The sequence below is a fragment of the Mesorhizobium sp. USDA 4413 genome (genome assembly GCF_056280365.1).
In genome coordinates, this window is record NZ_JBVPRP010000001.1 from 1,461,607 (window position 1) to 1,476,696 (window position 15,090).

Consider the following 15,090-nt stretch of genomic DNA (forward strand, 5'->3'; position numbering starts at 1 on the left):
GCGACATCTGATCTCCCCCCTTGCGGGGGAGATGGCCGGCAGGCCAGAGGGGGGTGCCTGGGCGAAAACCGTCCATCGTTAGTTCCCCTCGAACACCGGCTTTTCCTTCGCCACGAACGCCTTGTAGGCCCGCTCGAAATCGCCGGTCTGCATGCAGATCGCCTGCGCCTGCGCTTCCGCCTCGATCGCCTGATCGAGGCCCATCGACCATTCCTGGTTGAGCTGCGTCTTGGTGATGCCATGCGCAAAGGTCGGGCCGGAGACGATGCGCGCCGCCATGTCGAGCGCGTCGGCTTCGAGCGCCGCCGCATCGACCAGACGATTGTAGAATCCCCAGCGTTCGCCCTCAGTGGCACTCATGGTGCGGCCGGTATAAAGCAGTTCGGCAGCGCGGCCCTGGCCGATGATGCGCGGCAGGATCGCGCAGGCGCCCATGTCGCAGCCGGCAAGGCCGACGCGGGTGAACAGGAACGCCGTCTTCGCCTCCGGCGTGGCGATGCGGATGTCGGAGGCCATGGCGATGATCGCGCCGGCGCCGACCGCGACGCCGTCGACCGCCGAAATGATCGGCTTGCCGCAGGCGAGCATCGCCTTGACGAAGTCGCCGGTCATGCGCGTGAAGGCGAGCAGCGCCTTCATCTCCATCTTGACCAGCGGCCCGATGATGTCGTGGACATCGCCGCCCGAGCAGAAATTGCCGCCATTGGGCAGGAACACCACGGCGTCGACGTCGTCGGCATAGACGAGCTCGCGAAACGTGTCGCGCAGCTCGGCGTAGCTGTCAAAGGTCAGCGGGTTCTTGCGCGCCGGCCGGTCGAGCCGGATTTTCGCGACCTTGCCCTCGACTTCCCAGAGGAAGTGCTTCGGCTTGAGTTTGGCCATGGCGCTCATTCGCGTCCCTCCCAATTGCTGCGGAACGATTTCAGCATGCCGGTCAGCCGACGCGCCTCGTCCTCGCTGACGGTGCCGAGCAGTTCGCCGACCCAGTTCTCATGCGCGGCGGCAATCGCGGCGAAAGATTTCGAACCTTCCTCGGTCAGCCGCACCATCGAGGTGCGGCGGTCGCCATTGCGGCGCGCCCGTGTCACCAGCCCTTCGGAAACCAGCCGGTCGACGATGCCCGTGACGTTGCCGTTCGACACCAGCAGGAAGCGCGACAGGTCGCTCATCAGCATGCCTTCTGGCGAGCGGTAGAGCGCGGCCATCACGTCGAAGCGCGGCAGCGTGGTGTCGAACTCCTTTTTCAGCCGCTCGCGCAGCTCGGCCTCGATGGTACGCGAGGCGCGCAGCAGGCGAATCCAGAGACGCAGCCTTTCCTTGCCTGGCCCGGTGGAGGTCGGTCCCGCTACCATGTCTCGCCCCCGGAGACCGAGATCGCCTGTCCGGTGATCGATCGCGCAGCATCGCTGCACAGCCACAGCACCGCGGACGCGACCTCTTCCGGTTGAATAAAACGCCCCTGCGGATTCGTCGCTGACAGGCTCTGTCGCGCTTCTTCCACTGAGCGGCCGGTCTTCTCGACGATGCGTTGGACCGACTCTTCCAGCATGTCGGTTTCGACGAAGCCGGGGCAGACGGCGTTGACCGCCACACCCGACTTGGCGGTTTCGGCTGCCAACGCCCGCATCAGTCCGACGACACCATGCTTGGCGGCGACGTAAGGAGCGACATAGGCGTAGCCCTTCAGGCCGGCCGTCGAAGCGACGAAGACGATGCGACCTGTCTTCCGCGCGAGCATGCCGGCCAGGGCTGGCTTCACCGTCAGAAAGGCGCCGGTGAGGTTGACGTCGAGCGTGCGCTGCCAGTCGGCCAGTGCGGTCTTGTGCGCCGGCGCGCTGCCGGCCATGCCGGCATTGGCGACGACGATGTCGAACGGCCCGCGCGCGGCTTCGGCCTTCTCGTGGAGGGCCGCCATCTCAGTCTCGTTCGTGACGTCGGCGGCGAGCCAAGAGATGCGGCTATTCTCCTTCGCGACCTCGGCCAGCGCCGCTTCGCGCCGCCCGCAGATGGTGACGTTCACGCCGGCTTCCGCCAGCGCAAACGCGATCGCCTTGCCGACGCCGGAGCCGCCGCCCGTAACCAACGCGTGCTTGCCGGCAATTTCGCGCGCGGCGCTCATACTTTGAGCCCCGCCGCTGCCTCGCGCTCGGCCAGGCGGTAGATCTGGTCGCGTCCGCGCAGATAAGGATCCGGCCATTTGACGCCGCGATCGCCAAGTGTGACCGCCGCATGCAGCGTCCAGTAGGGATCGGTGAGATGCGGCCTGGCCAGCGCTACCAGGTCGGCGCGCCCGGCCATCAGGATCGAGTTGGCATGGTCCGGCTCGTAGATATTGCCGACCGCCATCGTCGCCATGCCGACCTCGTTGCGGATGCGGTCGGAGAACGGCGTCTGGAACATGCGGCCGTAAACCGGCTTGGCGGCGATGGTGGTCTGCCCGGCCGACACGTCGCAGAGATCGACGCCGGCCTGATGCAGCAGCCTGGCGATCTCGACCGCGTCGGCCGGTGTCACGCCTTCGATGCCCACCCAGTCATTGGCCGAGATGCGCATCGAGATCGGCTTCCCGGCCGGCCACACGGCCCGCACTGCGTTGAAGATCTCCAGCGGATAGCGCATGCGGTTCTCAAGTGAGCCGCCATACGCGTCGGTGCGCCTGTTGGTCAGCGGCGTGATGAAGGCGGAGAGCAAGTAGCCATGTGCGGCATGGATCTCCAGCATGTCGAAGCCGCAGCGCTCGGCCATCTGAGCCGAAGCGACGAACTGATCGCGCACCATGTCCATGTCCGCGCGGTCCATCGCCTTCGGCACCTGGTTCTGCGGCGACCATGGCACGGCCGACGGCGCCATCACCGGCCAGTTGCCGGAAGGCAGCGGCTCGTCTGTTCCTTCCCAGCCGAGACGGGTCGAACCCTTGGCGCCGGAATGGCCGATCTGGGCGCAGATTTTGGCCTCGGTCTCGGCATGGACGAAATCGACCAGCCGCTTCCACGCGACTTCATGTTCTGGTCTGTAAAAGCCGGGGCATCCGGGCGTGATGCGCCCCTCCGGGCTGACGCAGGTCATCTCGATATAGACCAGTCCCGCGCCGCCCTTGGCGCGTTCCGCATAGTGGGCGAAATGCCAGTCGGTCGGGCAGCCGTCGACGGCCTTGTATTGCGCCATCGGCGACACGACGATGCGGTTGGTGAGCGCCATGTCGCGCAGCCTGAACGGCGCGAACATCGGCGCGCGGCGTAAGCTGTTGCCGCCGGCGCCGGCCTTGCGCTGGAACCATTCCTCGGCGCCCGCCAGCCATTCGGCATCGCGCAGGCGAAGGTTCTCGTGGCTGATGCGCTGCGAGCGGGTGAGCAGCGAATAGTTGAACTGAACTGGATCCAAACCGAGATATCGTTCGACTTCCTCGAACCATTCGAGTGAATTGCGCGCCGCCGACTGCAGCTTCAGCACCTCGGTGCGCCGCGCATCCTCGTATTTGTTGAAGGCCGCCTCGAGGTCGGGCTCGGACTCGACATAGTCGGCGAGCGCGACCGCGCTTTCGAGCGCCAGCTTGGTGCCGGAACCGATCGAGAAATGCGCCGATGCCGCCGCGTCGCCCATCAGTGCCAGGTTCTTGTAAGACCAGCGCTCGCACAGCACGCGCGGGAAGTTGATCCAGGCCGAACCTCTGATGTGGTTGGCGTTGGTCATCAGCGGATGGCCGCCGAGATGCTTTTCGAAGATGCGCTCGCAGACGGCGATCGATTCCTGCTGTGTCATCTGACCGAAGCCGAAGGCAGCCCAGGTCTTTTCGCTGCATTCGACGATGAAGGTCGCGGTCTCGCTGTCGAACTGGTAGGCATGAGCCCACACCCAGCCGTGCTCCGTCTTCTCGAAGATCAAGGTGAAGGCGTCGTCGAATTTTTGCGTGGTGCCGAGCCACACGAACTTGCACTTGCGGATGTCGATATCCGGCTTGAAGACGTCGGCGAAGGCGGCGCGCGACTTCGAGTTCAACCCGTCGGCGGCGACCACCAGGTCGTGCGTTTCCATGAAGGGTTTGGGATCGGAAATCTCGGTCTCGAACATCATCTTGATGCCGAGTTCGCGCGCTCTGCGCTGCAGCAGGATCAGGAGTCGTTTGCGGCCGATGCCGCAGAAGCCGTGGCCGGAAGACACCGTGCGCACGCCGTCATGGATGACGGCGATGTCGTCCCAATAGGCGAAATGCTTCTTGATCCAGACCGCGCTGACCGGGTCGTTCCTGGTCAGGTTCTCCAGCGTCTCCGCCGACAGCACCACGCCCCAGCCGAACGTGTCGTCCGGGCGGTTGCGCTCATAGACCGTCACCTCATGCGCGGCGTCGCGCAGCTTCAGCGAAATGGCAAAGTAGAGTCCGGCTGGACCGCCGCCGAGAACCGCAACCTTCATGTCTTGCGATCTCCTCTAGAGCAATTCCAGGAAAAGTGCGTAGCGGTTTTCCGTCCGGAATTGCGTGAACTCCATAAAGTGTCCGGAACCGCCGGCCAGACCGGCGATCCCAAATGCCAGTATCGCGCCGACAGGCAATTATTTCAAGCTTGAAGTTTCATAATTGAACGATTGCCATCGGCGCGATTGGTTCTTCACTTGGTCGGATCCTTCGGGCTCCACAGAACCGTCTCGGCGCCCTTCTCATAGGCCATGCCTTCGGGATAGCTGATGGCTTCAAGCTGCAGGCCCCAGGGCGCCTGGAAATAGAGGATGGTCTGCCCGGCCGCTGGCCCTTCCTTCACCGGCAGCGGTCCCATCCTGGTCTTCACGCCCTTGGCTTCGAGATAGGTCTTCGCCGCGGCGACATCGTCGACATAGAAGGCGATGTGGAAGCCGCCGATATCGCTGTTCTTCGGCGTCAGGTCCTTTTGGTCGGGCGCGGTGTATTTGAACAATTCGATGTTCGATCCATAGCCGCAGCGCACCATGGTGATCTCCTCGATAACCGCCTTCGGATCGACGCCGAGCAGGTCCTCCATGAAAGTGCCCTTGTCGTCGGCGAACGGCCCGAAGGACATTGCCTTCTTGCAGCCGACGACATTGGTGAAGAAGTCGACGGCCTGCTTCATGTCGGGCACGGTGATGCCGGTATGGTCATGCCCGCGCATGCCGGGGATCGAATCCGCTGAAGCCGCTCCCATTGCGCCGAACAAAGAGGCCGCGAAGACCGCTGCCTGGGTTGCGTATTTCATGTCACCCTCCATTGGCGGGCTGACTTGTCGTCGCGCACATCCGAGGCCCGCTGGTCGGCGTGCGGATATCGAAGCTCAATTCATGCCGGCGCTTTCGGCTGCAGCCAGTCGGCGTCGATCTCGGGCAGCGGAATGGCGGCGAGCAGGTCGCGCGTGTAGGCTTCCTTCGGATTGTTGAACAGCGTGTCGGTGGCGCTTGCCTCGACGATCCTGCCTTCGCGCATGACGATAACCTGCTGGCAGAGCCGCCGGATCACCGACAAATCGTGGCTGATGAAGGCGACCGTCAGGCCCATCTCGGCCGCGAGTTTTTCCAGCAGCGTCAGGATCTGCGCCTGCGTCGAGACGTCAAGGCCGGAGACGATCTCGTCGGCCAGCACGAATTTCGGCGACAGCGCGAGCGCCCGCGCGATGCCGACGCGCTGCCTTTGTCCGCCCGACAGCTCGTGGCGGTAGCGGCTGGCGAAAGTTTGCGGCAGACCGACACGCTGCAGGGCTTCCGCGACGCGCTCCTTCAGCCGGTCGCCAAGCCCGTTCTGCCGCAAGGGGGCTGCGATGATGTTGAAGATCGTATGGCGCGGATTGAGCGACGACATCGGGTCCTGGAAGATCATCTGCAGGTCGCGGCGCAGCGGCCTCAGCTCTCCCTCCGAAAGATGGCTGATGTCGCGCCCCTCAAAGCCGATCGAGCCGGCGTTGGGTTCGAGCAACCTGACCAGTGCGCGGCCGAGCGTCGATTTGCCCGAGCCGGACTCGCCGACGATGCCGGTGACCGATCCTTTGGGAAGATCGAAGTCGAGCCCTTTCAGGATTTCGGCCAGCGGCGCTCGGCCGACCAGCGGCTTGCGCGTCATGTCGGGCAGTGCCACCTTCAGCCCGCGCACGGAAAACAGCGGCTCAGCCATGGCCGGGCCTCCAGTTCTTGTCAGCGGCGGCGATTTCGGCCTTGAGCCCGGCAAGCACGCTCTCGTCCACCGGCTTCAGCGATGCGTAGGGATCGGTATAGCGCGGCGTCGCCGCGATCAGCGCCCGCGTATAGGGATGCTGCGGCGCCGCGAAGAGCTGCGCGGTCTCTGCCTCCTCGACCACCTTGCCGGCATAAAGCACCGATACTTTCTGGCTTATCTTTGCGACGACGCCGAGATCGTGGGTCACGAACAGGATCGCCGTGCCGTGGTCGCGCTGCAGCTGCGCGATGAGGCGCAGGATCTGTTTCTGCACCGTCACGTCGAGCGCCGTCGTCGGCTCGTCGGCGACGATCAGCCTCGGTTCCGCGGCGAAGGCCGCCGCGATCAGCACGCGCTGGCGCATGCCGCCGGACAATTCATGCGGATAGCTTTTCAGCACGCGTTCCGGGTCGCGGATCTGCACCTCGTCGAGCAATTGACGGATGCGCTTGTCGGCTCTTTCGCCGCTCCAGCCGAGGATGCGCACCAGCCTGTCGGTCATCTGCGCGCCGATGCGGCGCGACGGGTTGAGCGCGGTCAGCGGATCCTGCGGGATCAGCGCGGTGCGCGCGCCGATCAGGGTCCGCCGCGCCTTGGCGTCGAGCCGGCCCAGATCCTCGCCCTCGATCAGCATCTCCCCTTCGACGATTCGCACGCTTTTCGGCAGCACGCCGAGCACCGCCTTGCCGATCATCGTCTTGCCGGCGCCGCTCTCGCCGACCAGCGCGCGCACCTCGCCCGGCTGCACGCTGAGCGACGCGGAGCGCAGCACGCGCTGGCCGTTGGGCAGCACGGCGCTCAAGCGGCGGATGTCGAGGCATGGTTTCATATTGGCGCTCATCGCAGCACCGGATCGAAGCGCGCCTTCAGCGCTTCGCCGAACTGGCTGAACGAGAGCACGGTGAGGATCAGCGTGATCAGCGGGAACACCAGCACCCACCAGGCCTGATGGATCGACAGCCGTCCCTCGGCGATGATGCTGCCCCAGGTCGGATCGTCGGTCGAGATCGACAGGTTGACGAAGGACAGGATCGCTTCGACGATGACGGCGATGCCCATTTCGAGCGACAGCAGCGCCACCACCGACGGCAGCACATTGGGCAGCACTTCGCGCAGCATGATGCCAATGCGGCCATAGCCGGCGATGCGCGCGCTCTCGACATAATCCATGCGGGCCTGGCTCATCGCCTCGGCGCGGATCACCCGGCAGAAGCGCGTCCAGTCGATGATCGCAATGGCGAGGATGACGGAGCTCAGGCCGGTGCCGAGCACGGCGACCAAAAGAATCGCGAACAGCACAGGCGGGAAGGCCATCCAGACGTCGACGACACGCGAGATGATGCGGTCGGCCCAGCCGCCGAAATAGCCGGCGATCAGGCCGAGCGCCGAGCCGATGAGGCAGGCGGACGTCGCCGCCGCGAAGGCAACGATGAAGGCGATGCGGCCGCCGAAGATCAGCCGCGACAGCAGGTCCCGCCCCAGGCTGTCGGTGCCCAGCCAATAGCCGGGTTCGGCACCGTCCAGCCAGAAAGGCGGCAGCCGCTCCAGCATCAGGTCCTGAGCCAGCGGGTCCTGCGGCGCGATCAGCGGCGCGAAGATGGCAGCGAGCAGCGCAAGCAACAGCCACCCACCGGCCAGCCATAGCCGCGGGCTCAAGCCGCGTCGGGCGATGCGCGCCTCATCCATGGCGAAGCCTCGGATTGAGCAGCGCATACATCATGTCGACGGCAAGGTTGATCAGCACGAAGAGCAGCGCGAAGACCAGCACGATGCCCTGGATCAGCGGCAGGTCGCGGTTGATGACGGCATCGATCGCCATGTTGCCGAGCCCCTCATAGGAGAACAGCCGCTCGACGATGACGGTGCCGCCGATGAGGAAGGTGAATTGCACGCCGACCAGCGTCAGCGTCGGCAGCGCCGCGTTCTTCAGCGCCTCGCGCAGGATCACCTGCGTCTCGGAAAAACCCTTCACGCGCGCCAGCACGACATAGTCGAGGTCGAGCACTTCCTTCAGCGACTGTTTCAAGAGCTGGGCGATGATCGCCGCCAGCGGCAGCGCCAGCGCAACGGCCGGCATCAGCATGTGCTTGATGAGGTCCCAAGTGAGATCGAAGCGCAGCCTCAGAATGCTTTCGGCGAGATAGAACTGGGTGGCGAAGGGCAAATCGAGCTGCGGCGACACCCGGCCTGAAATGTCAAAGACCGGCACCAGCACGCCGAACAAAAGGATCAATACTAGGCCCCAGAGGAAATCGGGGATGGAGAGCGTCGCGCCGCTCACGATGTCGATGCCGGCTTCGACCGCCGTGCCGCGCGAGCGCGCGCCGAGGATCGCGGCGGTAGTGCCGATCGCGATCGCCATCAGCAGCGCCACGGTCGCAAGCTCCAGCGTCGCCGGCAGCCGGTTGAAGACGAGGCCGAGCACGTCCTGGCGCAAGGATATCGACGTGCCGAAATTCCCATGCAGCACGCCGCCGAGCCAGATGAAGAACTGCTGCACGATTCCCTTGTCCAGCCCATAGAGCGCGCGCAGCCGAGCGATGTCGTCGTCGCTGGCGCCGGGCGGCAGCATCATCGCGATCGGGTCGCCGGGCGCGACGCGGATGACGACGAAGACGACGACGGCGACGCCGAAAAGCGTCACCAGCATCGTCGACAGACGAACAAGAAATCTCTGCAGCAGCATGCGCCCATATGTCCGGATGAAAATGCGCGCCGTCTTGCGGACGGCGCGCGTGGCAATCCAAGACCGGTGATCAGGCGGCCGGGGTCATCAGCGCCGGCAGCAGCGCGCCAGACACATGCTGCACGACATTGACCTTCTTCGAATGCACGATCGGTTGCGCATACTGGATCAGTGGCAGCACATAGGCCTGCTCGGCGATGTATTTGTCGACGGCCTTCCAGCCGGCGATGCGCTTGGCCTCGTCCTTCTCGCCCCAGAGCGGCCCGATCTTGGCATCGAGATCGTCCGTCTTCCAGGACGAGTGCGGCGACGGTCCGAACATGGCGAAGCCCGTCGAGGTGGTCGGGTCGCCGATCGAGTTGCCCCAATTGTAGAAGGCGGCCGGCGCCAGCTTGTGCGCGGCGCGCAGCTCGTAATGCTTGGCGATCTCGTAGACCTCGATCTCGGCCTCGATGCCGACCTTGCGCCACATGCCTACGATCGCCTGCACCATCTCATAATCCTTGGGCTTGAAACCCTTGGTGGTCTGGATGGTGAACTTGGCCGGTTTCTTGGTCGAATAGCCGGAGGCGGCGAGCAACTCCTTGGCCTTGTCCGGATTGTGCTCGACCTTGATCGACGGATCGAAGGCCGCGTATTCCGGCGTCTCCAGCGTGTCGATCGGCTGGCCGTAGCCGCGCAGCAGCCGCTTGACGAGGAGTTCCTTATCCACCGCCATCACGGCCGCCTGCCGGACGTTCTTGTCGAGCATCGCGTCCTTGTTGTTGAAGAAGATCATGCCGATGTCGGAGACGTTCTTGATCGAGCCGGCCAACCCGTCCTTGGCGATCAGCCGGTCATATTCCTCGTAAGGAATTTCAAGCGTCACCTGCGAGGAGCCGGACTCGATCTCCGCGACGCGGCTCGCCGCGTCGGTGACGAACTTGATCGTCACATTCTCGAAGGCGGGCTTCGTGCCCCAATAGTGCGGATTGGCTTTCAGCCGCAGGAAGGCGTTGCGCTCGAACTTGTCGACCATGTAGGGGCCCGTGCCGATCGGCGCTTTCTCGAAACCGTCCGCGCCGACCTTCTCGTAATAGGCCTTTGGCAGGATGTAGCCGGTCAGGAACGACATCCACTTGAAGTAGACCGGGTCGAACTGCACGACGTCGCCGGTGATCTTGTTGCCGTCGATCTTGAAATTGTTGACGTTCTTCCAGACGAACTGGATCGGGTTGCCGGTCTTCTCGTCGCCGGCCCGCTGCAGCGACCACACCACGTCCTCCGCCGTGAAGGGCGTGCCATCATGCCATTTCACACCGTCGCGCACCGTCATCATCACCTTGGTGCGGTCGTCGTTCCAGCCCCATTCGGTTAGCAGTCCGGGCGTGAAGGACAGGTCCGGCTTCTGGCCGATGATCTGGTCGAACACCGACTGATAAAGGCCCTGGATGGTCGGATTCACCGCCGAGGGCCCGGTCGTCGGGTCCCAGGAGGGCAGGTTGACGTTGTAGGCGATGGTAAGCTCGTCCGCCGCCTTCGCCGCCCTCGGCAGACCGAGCGTGGCAGCACCCAGCGCCGCGGCGCCATATCCAAGCAAGTCACGTCTGTTGATGGTCATGGTCGTTCCCCTTGTTGGTTGTCATTTGTCCGCGCGGCGGTTTCGTTCGGTGGTGGGCATCCGCGCCTTGTCCATCCCGGAATTGTTCGGCTCAACTTCCTCCCAACTGTTGGGCGAGCATATAGCCGGAGCCCGCGCCCGTGCCGGCGCCCGGCCATGTCGCAGCGCCGGTCAAGTACAGGTTGGCGACCGGCGTGTTCCAGCGCGCGAAGCCGCGCACCGGGCGGAAGAGGAAATTCTGCGCCAGATGATGGCTGCCGCAAATCTGGTCGCCGCCGACGAGGTTCGGATTCTCGCGCTCGAGGTCGAGCGGCGAGAAAATCGCTTGGCCAAGGATTTTTTGGCGCAGGCCCGGCGCAGAGCTCTCGATGATGTCGAGCACGCGCTCGGCATAGGTGTCCTTGACGGCGTCCCAGTGCGCCGGCGCGATCTTGCTCGCGGCATCGCCAAGGATCTCCGCCGGCAGCATGCGCACTTGCACCCACAGCACATGCTTGCCTTGCGGCGCGCGCGACGGATCGACGGCCGTCGGCTGGCCGACGACGAGCACGGGTTGGTCGGGCAGCAGCCCAGCGATCGCCTGCTGGTAGACCCGCGACATGCCGTCGAGCGACGGCGCCAGATGCACATAGGCGAATTGGCGAAGCTCCGCGCCCGCGCTCCAGTCCGGCAGGTCGTCCAGCGCCAGATGGATCATCATCGTGCCCGGCGCATGGCGGAATGTCTTCATCGCCGCGTCGAAGGCGCCGTCGCCCGAGCCGTTGGGCAGCAGCTTGCCCGGTAGCGCTCTCGGCGCGACGCCGGCAATGACAGCCTTGCGCGCGACATGGGTTTCACCGGATGCCAATCGCACCCCGGTTGCCTTGCCGCCGGAAACCGTGATCTCGGCGACATCCGCCCCCGTCGTGATCTGGCCGCCGGCCGCCTTCACCATGCCGACCAGCGCGCGGATGATGGTGTCGGCGCCTCCTTTGCCCAGCACCATGCCGAAACTCTGGTTGGCCATCGATTCCAGGTAGGGGAACACAGCACCCCCGGCGGTGTCGGGCGAGAAGTCGAGATGCATGCCCCAGGCCGCGAGCGTCGTGCGCACAAGCGGCGTCTCGAAATTTTCCTCCAGCCACGCGCGCGGCGATGACAGCAGCAACCGAGCCGTATCGAGCGCGCCAGCCAGACCCTTCCTGCGCCACAGGTTCCAGGCCGTACCGGCAAGCGCGCGGGCGCTCATCGGCGAACCCAGCAGCCGAAACAGGTGCTCGGCCTCCCCAGGGAAGCCGCCGACCAGACGGCGCCACGTGGCCGCGTCCGTCGCCGAGAAGGCGGCGAGCCGCGAGACGGTCTTTTCCAGATCATTGCTGACGCCGAACCATTTGCCGTCCGGGAAGACGCTTGCGAAACAGTCGGCCACGGGCGCGAATTCCAGTCCGTGGCTTTTCAATTCATTTGCATATTTCCGGTGGAAGGCGGAGCCGGCGAAGAGGCTCAAATTCATCGCGCCGAAATCGTGCCGGAAGCCGGGAAGCGTGTATTCGACGGTCCGCACCGCGCCGCCGATCGCCTTGCTGCGCTCAAAAACCGCTATTTTCCAGCCTTTGAGCGCCAAATGCGCGGCGCATGCCAGACTGTTGTGGCCTGCCCCGACAAAAATGGCGTCGAACTCGCTCACGCCCCGCCCCAAAATGCTTTATGCTTAAAGATAATTGCAGATGCATATGTTTTCGTCTAGTAGGTATATTAAGGGCCGCAACGAGCCTTGATGATCACGAACTAGAGGGAACGAAAGACCATGGACACGCAGAAACTCCTCGGCGAGGTCGCCAGCCAGCTGCTCTCGGGCGCGATCAAGGTGGTCGACCTGACGGCGCCACTCGGGCCTAACACGCCGCTGATCAAGCTGCCGCCGGAGCTTGCCGTCGACACGCCGAAGGTCGAGATCCACGAGATCTCCAAATACGACAAGAACGGTCCATGGTGGGCCTGGAACTGGCTGAAGCTCGGCGAGCATTCGGGCACGCATTTCGATGCGCCGCAGCACTGGATCACCGGCAAGGACTATCCGGACGGCGCCACCGACACCATTCCGGCGCAGAATTTCATCGGCCCGGTCAACGTCATCGATTGCTCCAAAGAGGCCGCTGCCGACCACGACTTCCTGCTCACCGTCGACCACATCAAGGCTTGGGAAGCCAATCATGGCGCCATCAATCCCGGCGAGTGGGTGGTGATGCGCACCGACTGGTACAAGCGCAACGGCTCGGAAGCGGAGTTCCTCAACGCCAACGAGACCGGTCCGCACACGCCCGGCCCGACGGCGGAGGCCATCCAGTTCCTGATCAGTAAGGACATCAAGGGGTGGGGCTCGGAGACGATCGGAACCGATGCCGGCAAGGCCGGCGGCATGGAGCCGCCATTCCCGGCGCACACGCTGATGCACAAGGCCAACCGCTATGGGCTGGCCAGCCTCTGCAATCTCGACCAGCTGCCGCCGAAGGGCGCGATCCTGATCGCCGCGCCGCTTAAGATAGAGCACGGCACCGGCAGCCCAATCCGCGCGCTGGCGCTGGTACCGCGAGGTTAAAAAGTCAGGGCCACGACGATGAGCGACGTCGATCACATCATCGTCGGCAGCGGCATCAACGCCCTGGTTTGCGCTGCGATGCTTGGCACCAAGGGCGCCAGGGTACTCGTGCTCGAGCGCAACGACCGCATCGGCGGCTGCATGCGCACCGAGGAGGCGACAGTGCCCGGCTTCGTCCATGACGTGATGGCGACGACGTTTGTGCTGTTCATCACCTCACCGGCTTTTGCCGCGCTCGGCAAGGACCTGGCGCGCCACGGGCTGGAGTTCTGCCACACCGGGACGCCCACCGGTGTGCTTCGGCCCGACGGCAGCCACGCCGTGCTCAGCACGGACCGCGCCGCCAACATCGCGGCGCTGAACCGGATCGCCTCCGGCGACGGCGACCGCCATGGCGGCGATGTGGGCGGCATCGAGCGCAATGCCGGGCTTCTGTTCGGCCTGCTCGGCGGCGCGCTCTGGTCTTATCCGACCACCAAGCTCATCGCCGGCGAGGCCTGGCGGCGCGGCCCGCGCCACCTCGCAGCCTTCATGGGCGAGGCGCTGGTGCCCGCGCGCGGCTGGCTGGAGACGACTTACAGTTCCGATCTCATCCGCGCGCTCTGGGCGCCGTGGGTGCTGCATGCCGGGCTCGGCCCGGAAGACGCGTTTTCCGGCCAGATCGCCAGGGTCATCGCCTTCGCGCTGGAGGCTGCCGGCGCACCGGTCGTCAAGGGCGGCGCAAGGAACCTGCTCGCCGCCTTCGAGGCGCTGATCAAGGAACGCGGCGGCGAAATCCGCGTCAATGCCGACGTCGACTCGATCGTCCAGAGCGGCGGCCGCGCCTCCGGCGTGCGGCTCGCCTCCGGCGAAACGGTGAGCGCCGCGAAAAGCGTCATCTGCTCGGTCACGCCGACACAACTTTACGGCCGCCTGCTCGGCGACGCGGCTCCAAAGCGCGACGTAGAAGCGACGCGCGTCTATCGCTACGGCAAGGGCAACTTCCAGATCCACTACGCGCTCGACAAGCCACCGGCCTGGCGCGGTGAGGGCCTCGACAAGGTGGCGCTGCTGCACCTGACGCCGGGGCTCGACGGCGTCTCGAAAGCCTGCAACGAGGCGGTGCGCGGCCTGCTACCGGAAGTGCCGACCATCTGCGTCGGCCAGCCGCATGCGCTCGACCCGTCGCGCTGCCCCGACGGCAAGGCGATCCTCTGGCTGCAACTTCCCGAGGCGCCGCGCCATATCAGGGGTGATGCCGCCGACAAGCTCAGAACGCCCGCCGATGGCCGCTGGACCGAGGCGCTGCGCGAGGCCTATGCCGACCGCGTCGAGGCGATCCTCGCCAACCACATCGACGGTTTCCGCGAGAGCGTGATTGCGCGCCGCGCCTATTCGCCGGCCGATCTCGAGGCAATGAACATCAACCTGGTCGGCGGCGATCCCTATGGCGGCTCGTCCACCATCGACCAATCCTTCCTGTGGCGGCCATTCAAGGCAAGCCGAAACCACGAGACCGGCATCAAAGGCCTCTATCACATTGGCGCCTCCACCCATCCGGGCGCCGGCCTTGGCGGCGGCTCGGGCTTCCTGCTGGCGGGGAGGCTCTGATGGAACAGAAGCTTCCCGAAAAACGCCAGCGCATCTCGACACTCGGCCAGATCGGCCTGCAGCAATTCGCGCCCTATCTGATGAACCGCATCATGGGCCGCTACAACGCCACTTTGCGCGAGGATTTCCGCAAGCAGGGCCTGACCATTCCGCAGGTGCGGACGCTCGCCGTGCTCTCGGTCACCGATGGCGTCACCGTCAACGACCTCTCTGTCTATACGGTGATCGAGCAGTCGACCTTGAGCCGCACGCTCGATACGCTGGAAGGCCAGGGCCTGGTGCGGCGCGAGCAGGGCGTCACCGACAGCCGCTTCCGCCATGTGTTCCTGACCGATGACGGCCGCGCGCTGTTCACCCGCGCCTGGCCGGCCATGCACGACGCGTTCGAGGCGATGTTCGACGGTGTCGACGATTCCGAATATGCCGCGCTGATCGCGATCCTGCAGAAGATGCTGAAGAACATCCGCAAGCACGACATTTGAGTT

14 protein-coding genes are annotated in these 15,090 nt (G+C 64.9%); 3 read left to right on the top strand and 11 right to left on the bottom strand.

Annotated features, from left to right (window positions below):
- Window positions 1-78 precede the first annotated feature (78 nt).
- The 11 genes from ACVMIM_RS07235 to ACVMIM_RS07285 all read right to left on the bottom strand — a co-directional run bounded on the left by ACVMIM_RS07235 (window position 79) and on the right by ACVMIM_RS07285 (window position 12,103).
- Window positions 79-891: an enoyl-CoA hydratase family protein gene (locus ACVMIM_RS07235; protein ID WP_040993886.1), complete on the bottom strand. Its 813-nt coding sequence runs from the start codon at window positions 889-891 to the stop codon at window positions 79-81.
- On the bottom strand, window positions 888-1,352 hold the full coding sequence (locus tag ACVMIM_RS07240) for a MarR family winged helix-turn-helix transcriptional regulator (RefSeq protein WP_040986048.1): 465 nt from the start codon (window positions 1,350-1,352) through the stop codon (window positions 888-890). Before ACVMIM_RS07240 ends, ACVMIM_RS07235 begins: the two co-directional genes overlap by 4 nt.
- The gene (locus ACVMIM_RS07245) at window positions 1,346-2,119 is read right to left on the bottom strand and encodes an SDR family NAD(P)-dependent oxidoreductase (protein ID WP_476111382.1); all 774 of its coding nucleotides are present in this window, start codon (window positions 2,117-2,119) and stop codon (window positions 1,346-1,348) included. The genes ACVMIM_RS07240 and ACVMIM_RS07245 overlap by 7 nt, the downstream gene beginning before the upstream one ends.
- Window positions 2,116-4,410, bottom strand: a complete 2,295-nt coding sequence (locus ACVMIM_RS07250) for a bifunctional salicylyl-CoA 5-hydroxylase/oxidoreductase (protein WP_476111383.1) — start codon at window positions 4,408-4,410, stop codon at window positions 2,116-2,118. Before ACVMIM_RS07250 ends, ACVMIM_RS07245 begins: the two co-directional genes overlap by 4 nt.
- A gap of 194 nt (window positions 4,411-4,604) precedes the next feature.
- Window positions 4,605-5,204 (bottom strand): VOC family protein, encoded by a 600-nt coding sequence (locus ACVMIM_RS07255; protein ID WP_476111384.1) that lies wholly within the window; start codon window positions 5,202-5,204, stop codon window positions 4,605-4,607.
- Between the two features lie 80 nt (window positions 5,205-5,284).
- Window positions 5,285-6,109 (bottom strand): ATP-binding cassette domain-containing protein, encoded by an 825-nt coding sequence (locus tag ACVMIM_RS07260; protein WP_476111385.1) that lies wholly within the window; start codon window positions 6,107-6,109, stop codon window positions 5,285-5,287.
- Window positions 6,102-6,980 carry an ABC transporter ATP-binding protein gene (locus tag ACVMIM_RS07265; RefSeq protein ID WP_476111386.1) on the bottom strand — a complete coding sequence of 293 codons (879 nt, stop codon included), beginning with the start codon at window positions 6,978-6,980 and terminating at the stop codon, window positions 6,102-6,104. Before ACVMIM_RS07265 ends, ACVMIM_RS07260 begins: the two co-directional genes overlap by 8 nt.
- A gap of 8 nt (window positions 6,981-6,988) precedes the next feature.
- The gene (locus ACVMIM_RS07270) at window positions 6,989-7,837 is read right to left on the bottom strand and encodes an ABC transporter permease (RefSeq protein WP_476111387.1); all 849 of its coding nucleotides are present in this window, start codon (window positions 7,835-7,837) and stop codon (window positions 6,989-6,991) included.
- Window positions 7,830-8,837 (bottom strand): ABC transporter permease, encoded by a 1,008-nt coding sequence (locus tag ACVMIM_RS07275; protein ID WP_476111388.1) that lies wholly within the window; start codon window positions 8,835-8,837, stop codon window positions 7,830-7,832. Before ACVMIM_RS07275 ends, ACVMIM_RS07270 begins: the two co-directional genes overlap by 8 nt.
- 70 nt (window positions 8,838-8,907) lie before the next feature.
- Window positions 8,908-10,437, bottom strand: coding sequence for an ABC transporter substrate-binding protein (locus ACVMIM_RS07280; RefSeq protein ID WP_476111389.1), 1,530 nt, complete (start codon window positions 10,435-10,437; stop codon window positions 8,908-8,910).
- Window positions 10,438-10,528: 91 nt separating this feature from the next.
- Window positions 10,529-12,103: a phytoene desaturase family protein gene (locus ACVMIM_RS07285; RefSeq protein ID WP_476111390.1), complete on the bottom strand. Its 1,575-nt coding sequence runs from the start codon at window positions 12,101-12,103 to the stop codon at window positions 10,529-10,531.
- Between the two features lie 120 nt (window positions 12,104-12,223).
- Here ACVMIM_RS07285 and ACVMIM_RS07290 point away from each other — a divergent pair, with 120 nt between their 5' ends.
- The 3 genes from ACVMIM_RS07290 to ACVMIM_RS07300 are packed head-to-tail and all read left to right on the top strand — an operon-like array spanning window position 12,224 to window position 15,087.
- Window positions 12,224-13,015, top strand: a complete 792-nt coding sequence (locus ACVMIM_RS07290) for a cyclase family protein (RefSeq protein WP_040993905.1) — start codon at window positions 12,224-12,226, stop codon at window positions 13,013-13,015.
- Window positions 13,016-13,033: 18 nt separating this feature from the next.
- Complete coding sequence (locus tag ACVMIM_RS07295; RefSeq protein ID WP_476111391.1) at window positions 13,034-14,605, top strand: phytoene desaturase family protein; 1,572 nt, start codon at window positions 13,034-13,036, stop codon at window positions 14,603-14,605.
- Window positions 14,605-15,087 (top strand): MarR family winged helix-turn-helix transcriptional regulator, encoded by a 483-nt coding sequence (locus ACVMIM_RS07300; RefSeq protein WP_278047347.1) that lies wholly within the window; start codon window positions 14,605-14,607, stop codon window positions 15,085-15,087. Before ACVMIM_RS07295 ends, ACVMIM_RS07300 begins: the two co-directional genes overlap by 1 nt.
- The last annotated feature ends 3 nt before the right edge of the window (window positions 15,088-15,090 follow it).

What these genes read in the sequence shown, in the direction of transcription:
- ACVMIM_RS07235 (WP_040993886.1), bottom strand. Translation starts at nt 891, where the DNA reads ATGAGCGCCATGGCCAAACTCAAGCCGAAGCACTTCCTCTGGGAAGTC.
- ACVMIM_RS07240 (WP_040986048.1), bottom strand. Translation starts at nt 1,352, where the DNA reads ATGGTAGCGGGACCGACCTCCACCGGGCCAGGCAAGGAAAGGCTGCGT.
- ACVMIM_RS07245 (WP_476111382.1), bottom strand. Translation starts at nt 2,119, where the DNA reads ATGAGCGCCGCGCGCGAAATTGCCGGCAAGCACGCGTTGGTTACGGGC.
- ACVMIM_RS07250 (WP_476111383.1), bottom strand. Translation starts at nt 4,410, where the DNA reads ATGAAGGTTGCGGTTCTCGGCGGCGGTCCAGCCGGACTCTACTTTGCC.
- ACVMIM_RS07255 (WP_476111384.1), bottom strand. Translation starts at nt 5,204, where the DNA reads ATGAAATACGCAACCCAGGCAGCGGTCTTCGCGGCCTCTTTGTTCGGC.
- ACVMIM_RS07260 (WP_476111385.1), bottom strand. Translation starts at nt 6,109, where the DNA reads ATGGCTGAGCCGCTGTTTTCCGTGCGCGGGCTGAAGGTGGCACTGCCC.
- ACVMIM_RS07265 (WP_476111386.1), bottom strand. Translation starts at nt 6,980, where the DNA reads ATGAAACCATGCCTCGACATCCGCCGCTTGAGCGCCGTGCTGCCCAAC.
- ACVMIM_RS07270 (WP_476111387.1), bottom strand. Translation starts at nt 7,837, where the DNA reads ATGGATGAGGCGCGCATCGCCCGACGCGGCTTGAGCCCGCGGCTATGG.
- ACVMIM_RS07275 (WP_476111388.1), bottom strand. Translation starts at nt 8,837, where the DNA reads ATGCTGCTGCAGAGATTTCTTGTTCGTCTGTCGACGATGCTGGTGACG.
- ACVMIM_RS07280 (WP_476111389.1), bottom strand. Translation starts at nt 10,437, where the DNA reads ATGACCATCAACAGACGTGACTTGCTTGGATATGGCGCCGCGGCGCTG.
- ACVMIM_RS07290 (WP_040993905.1), top strand. Translation starts at nt 12,224, where the DNA reads ATGGACACGCAGAAACTCCTCGGCGAGGTCGCCAGCCAGCTGCTCTCG.
- ACVMIM_RS07295 (WP_476111391.1), top strand. Translation starts at nt 13,034, where the DNA reads ATGAGCGACGTCGATCACATCATCGTCGGCAGCGGCATCAACGCCCTG.
- ACVMIM_RS07300 (WP_278047347.1), top strand. Translation starts at nt 14,605, where the DNA reads ATGGAACAGAAGCTTCCCGAAAAACGCCAGCGCATCTCGACACTCGGC.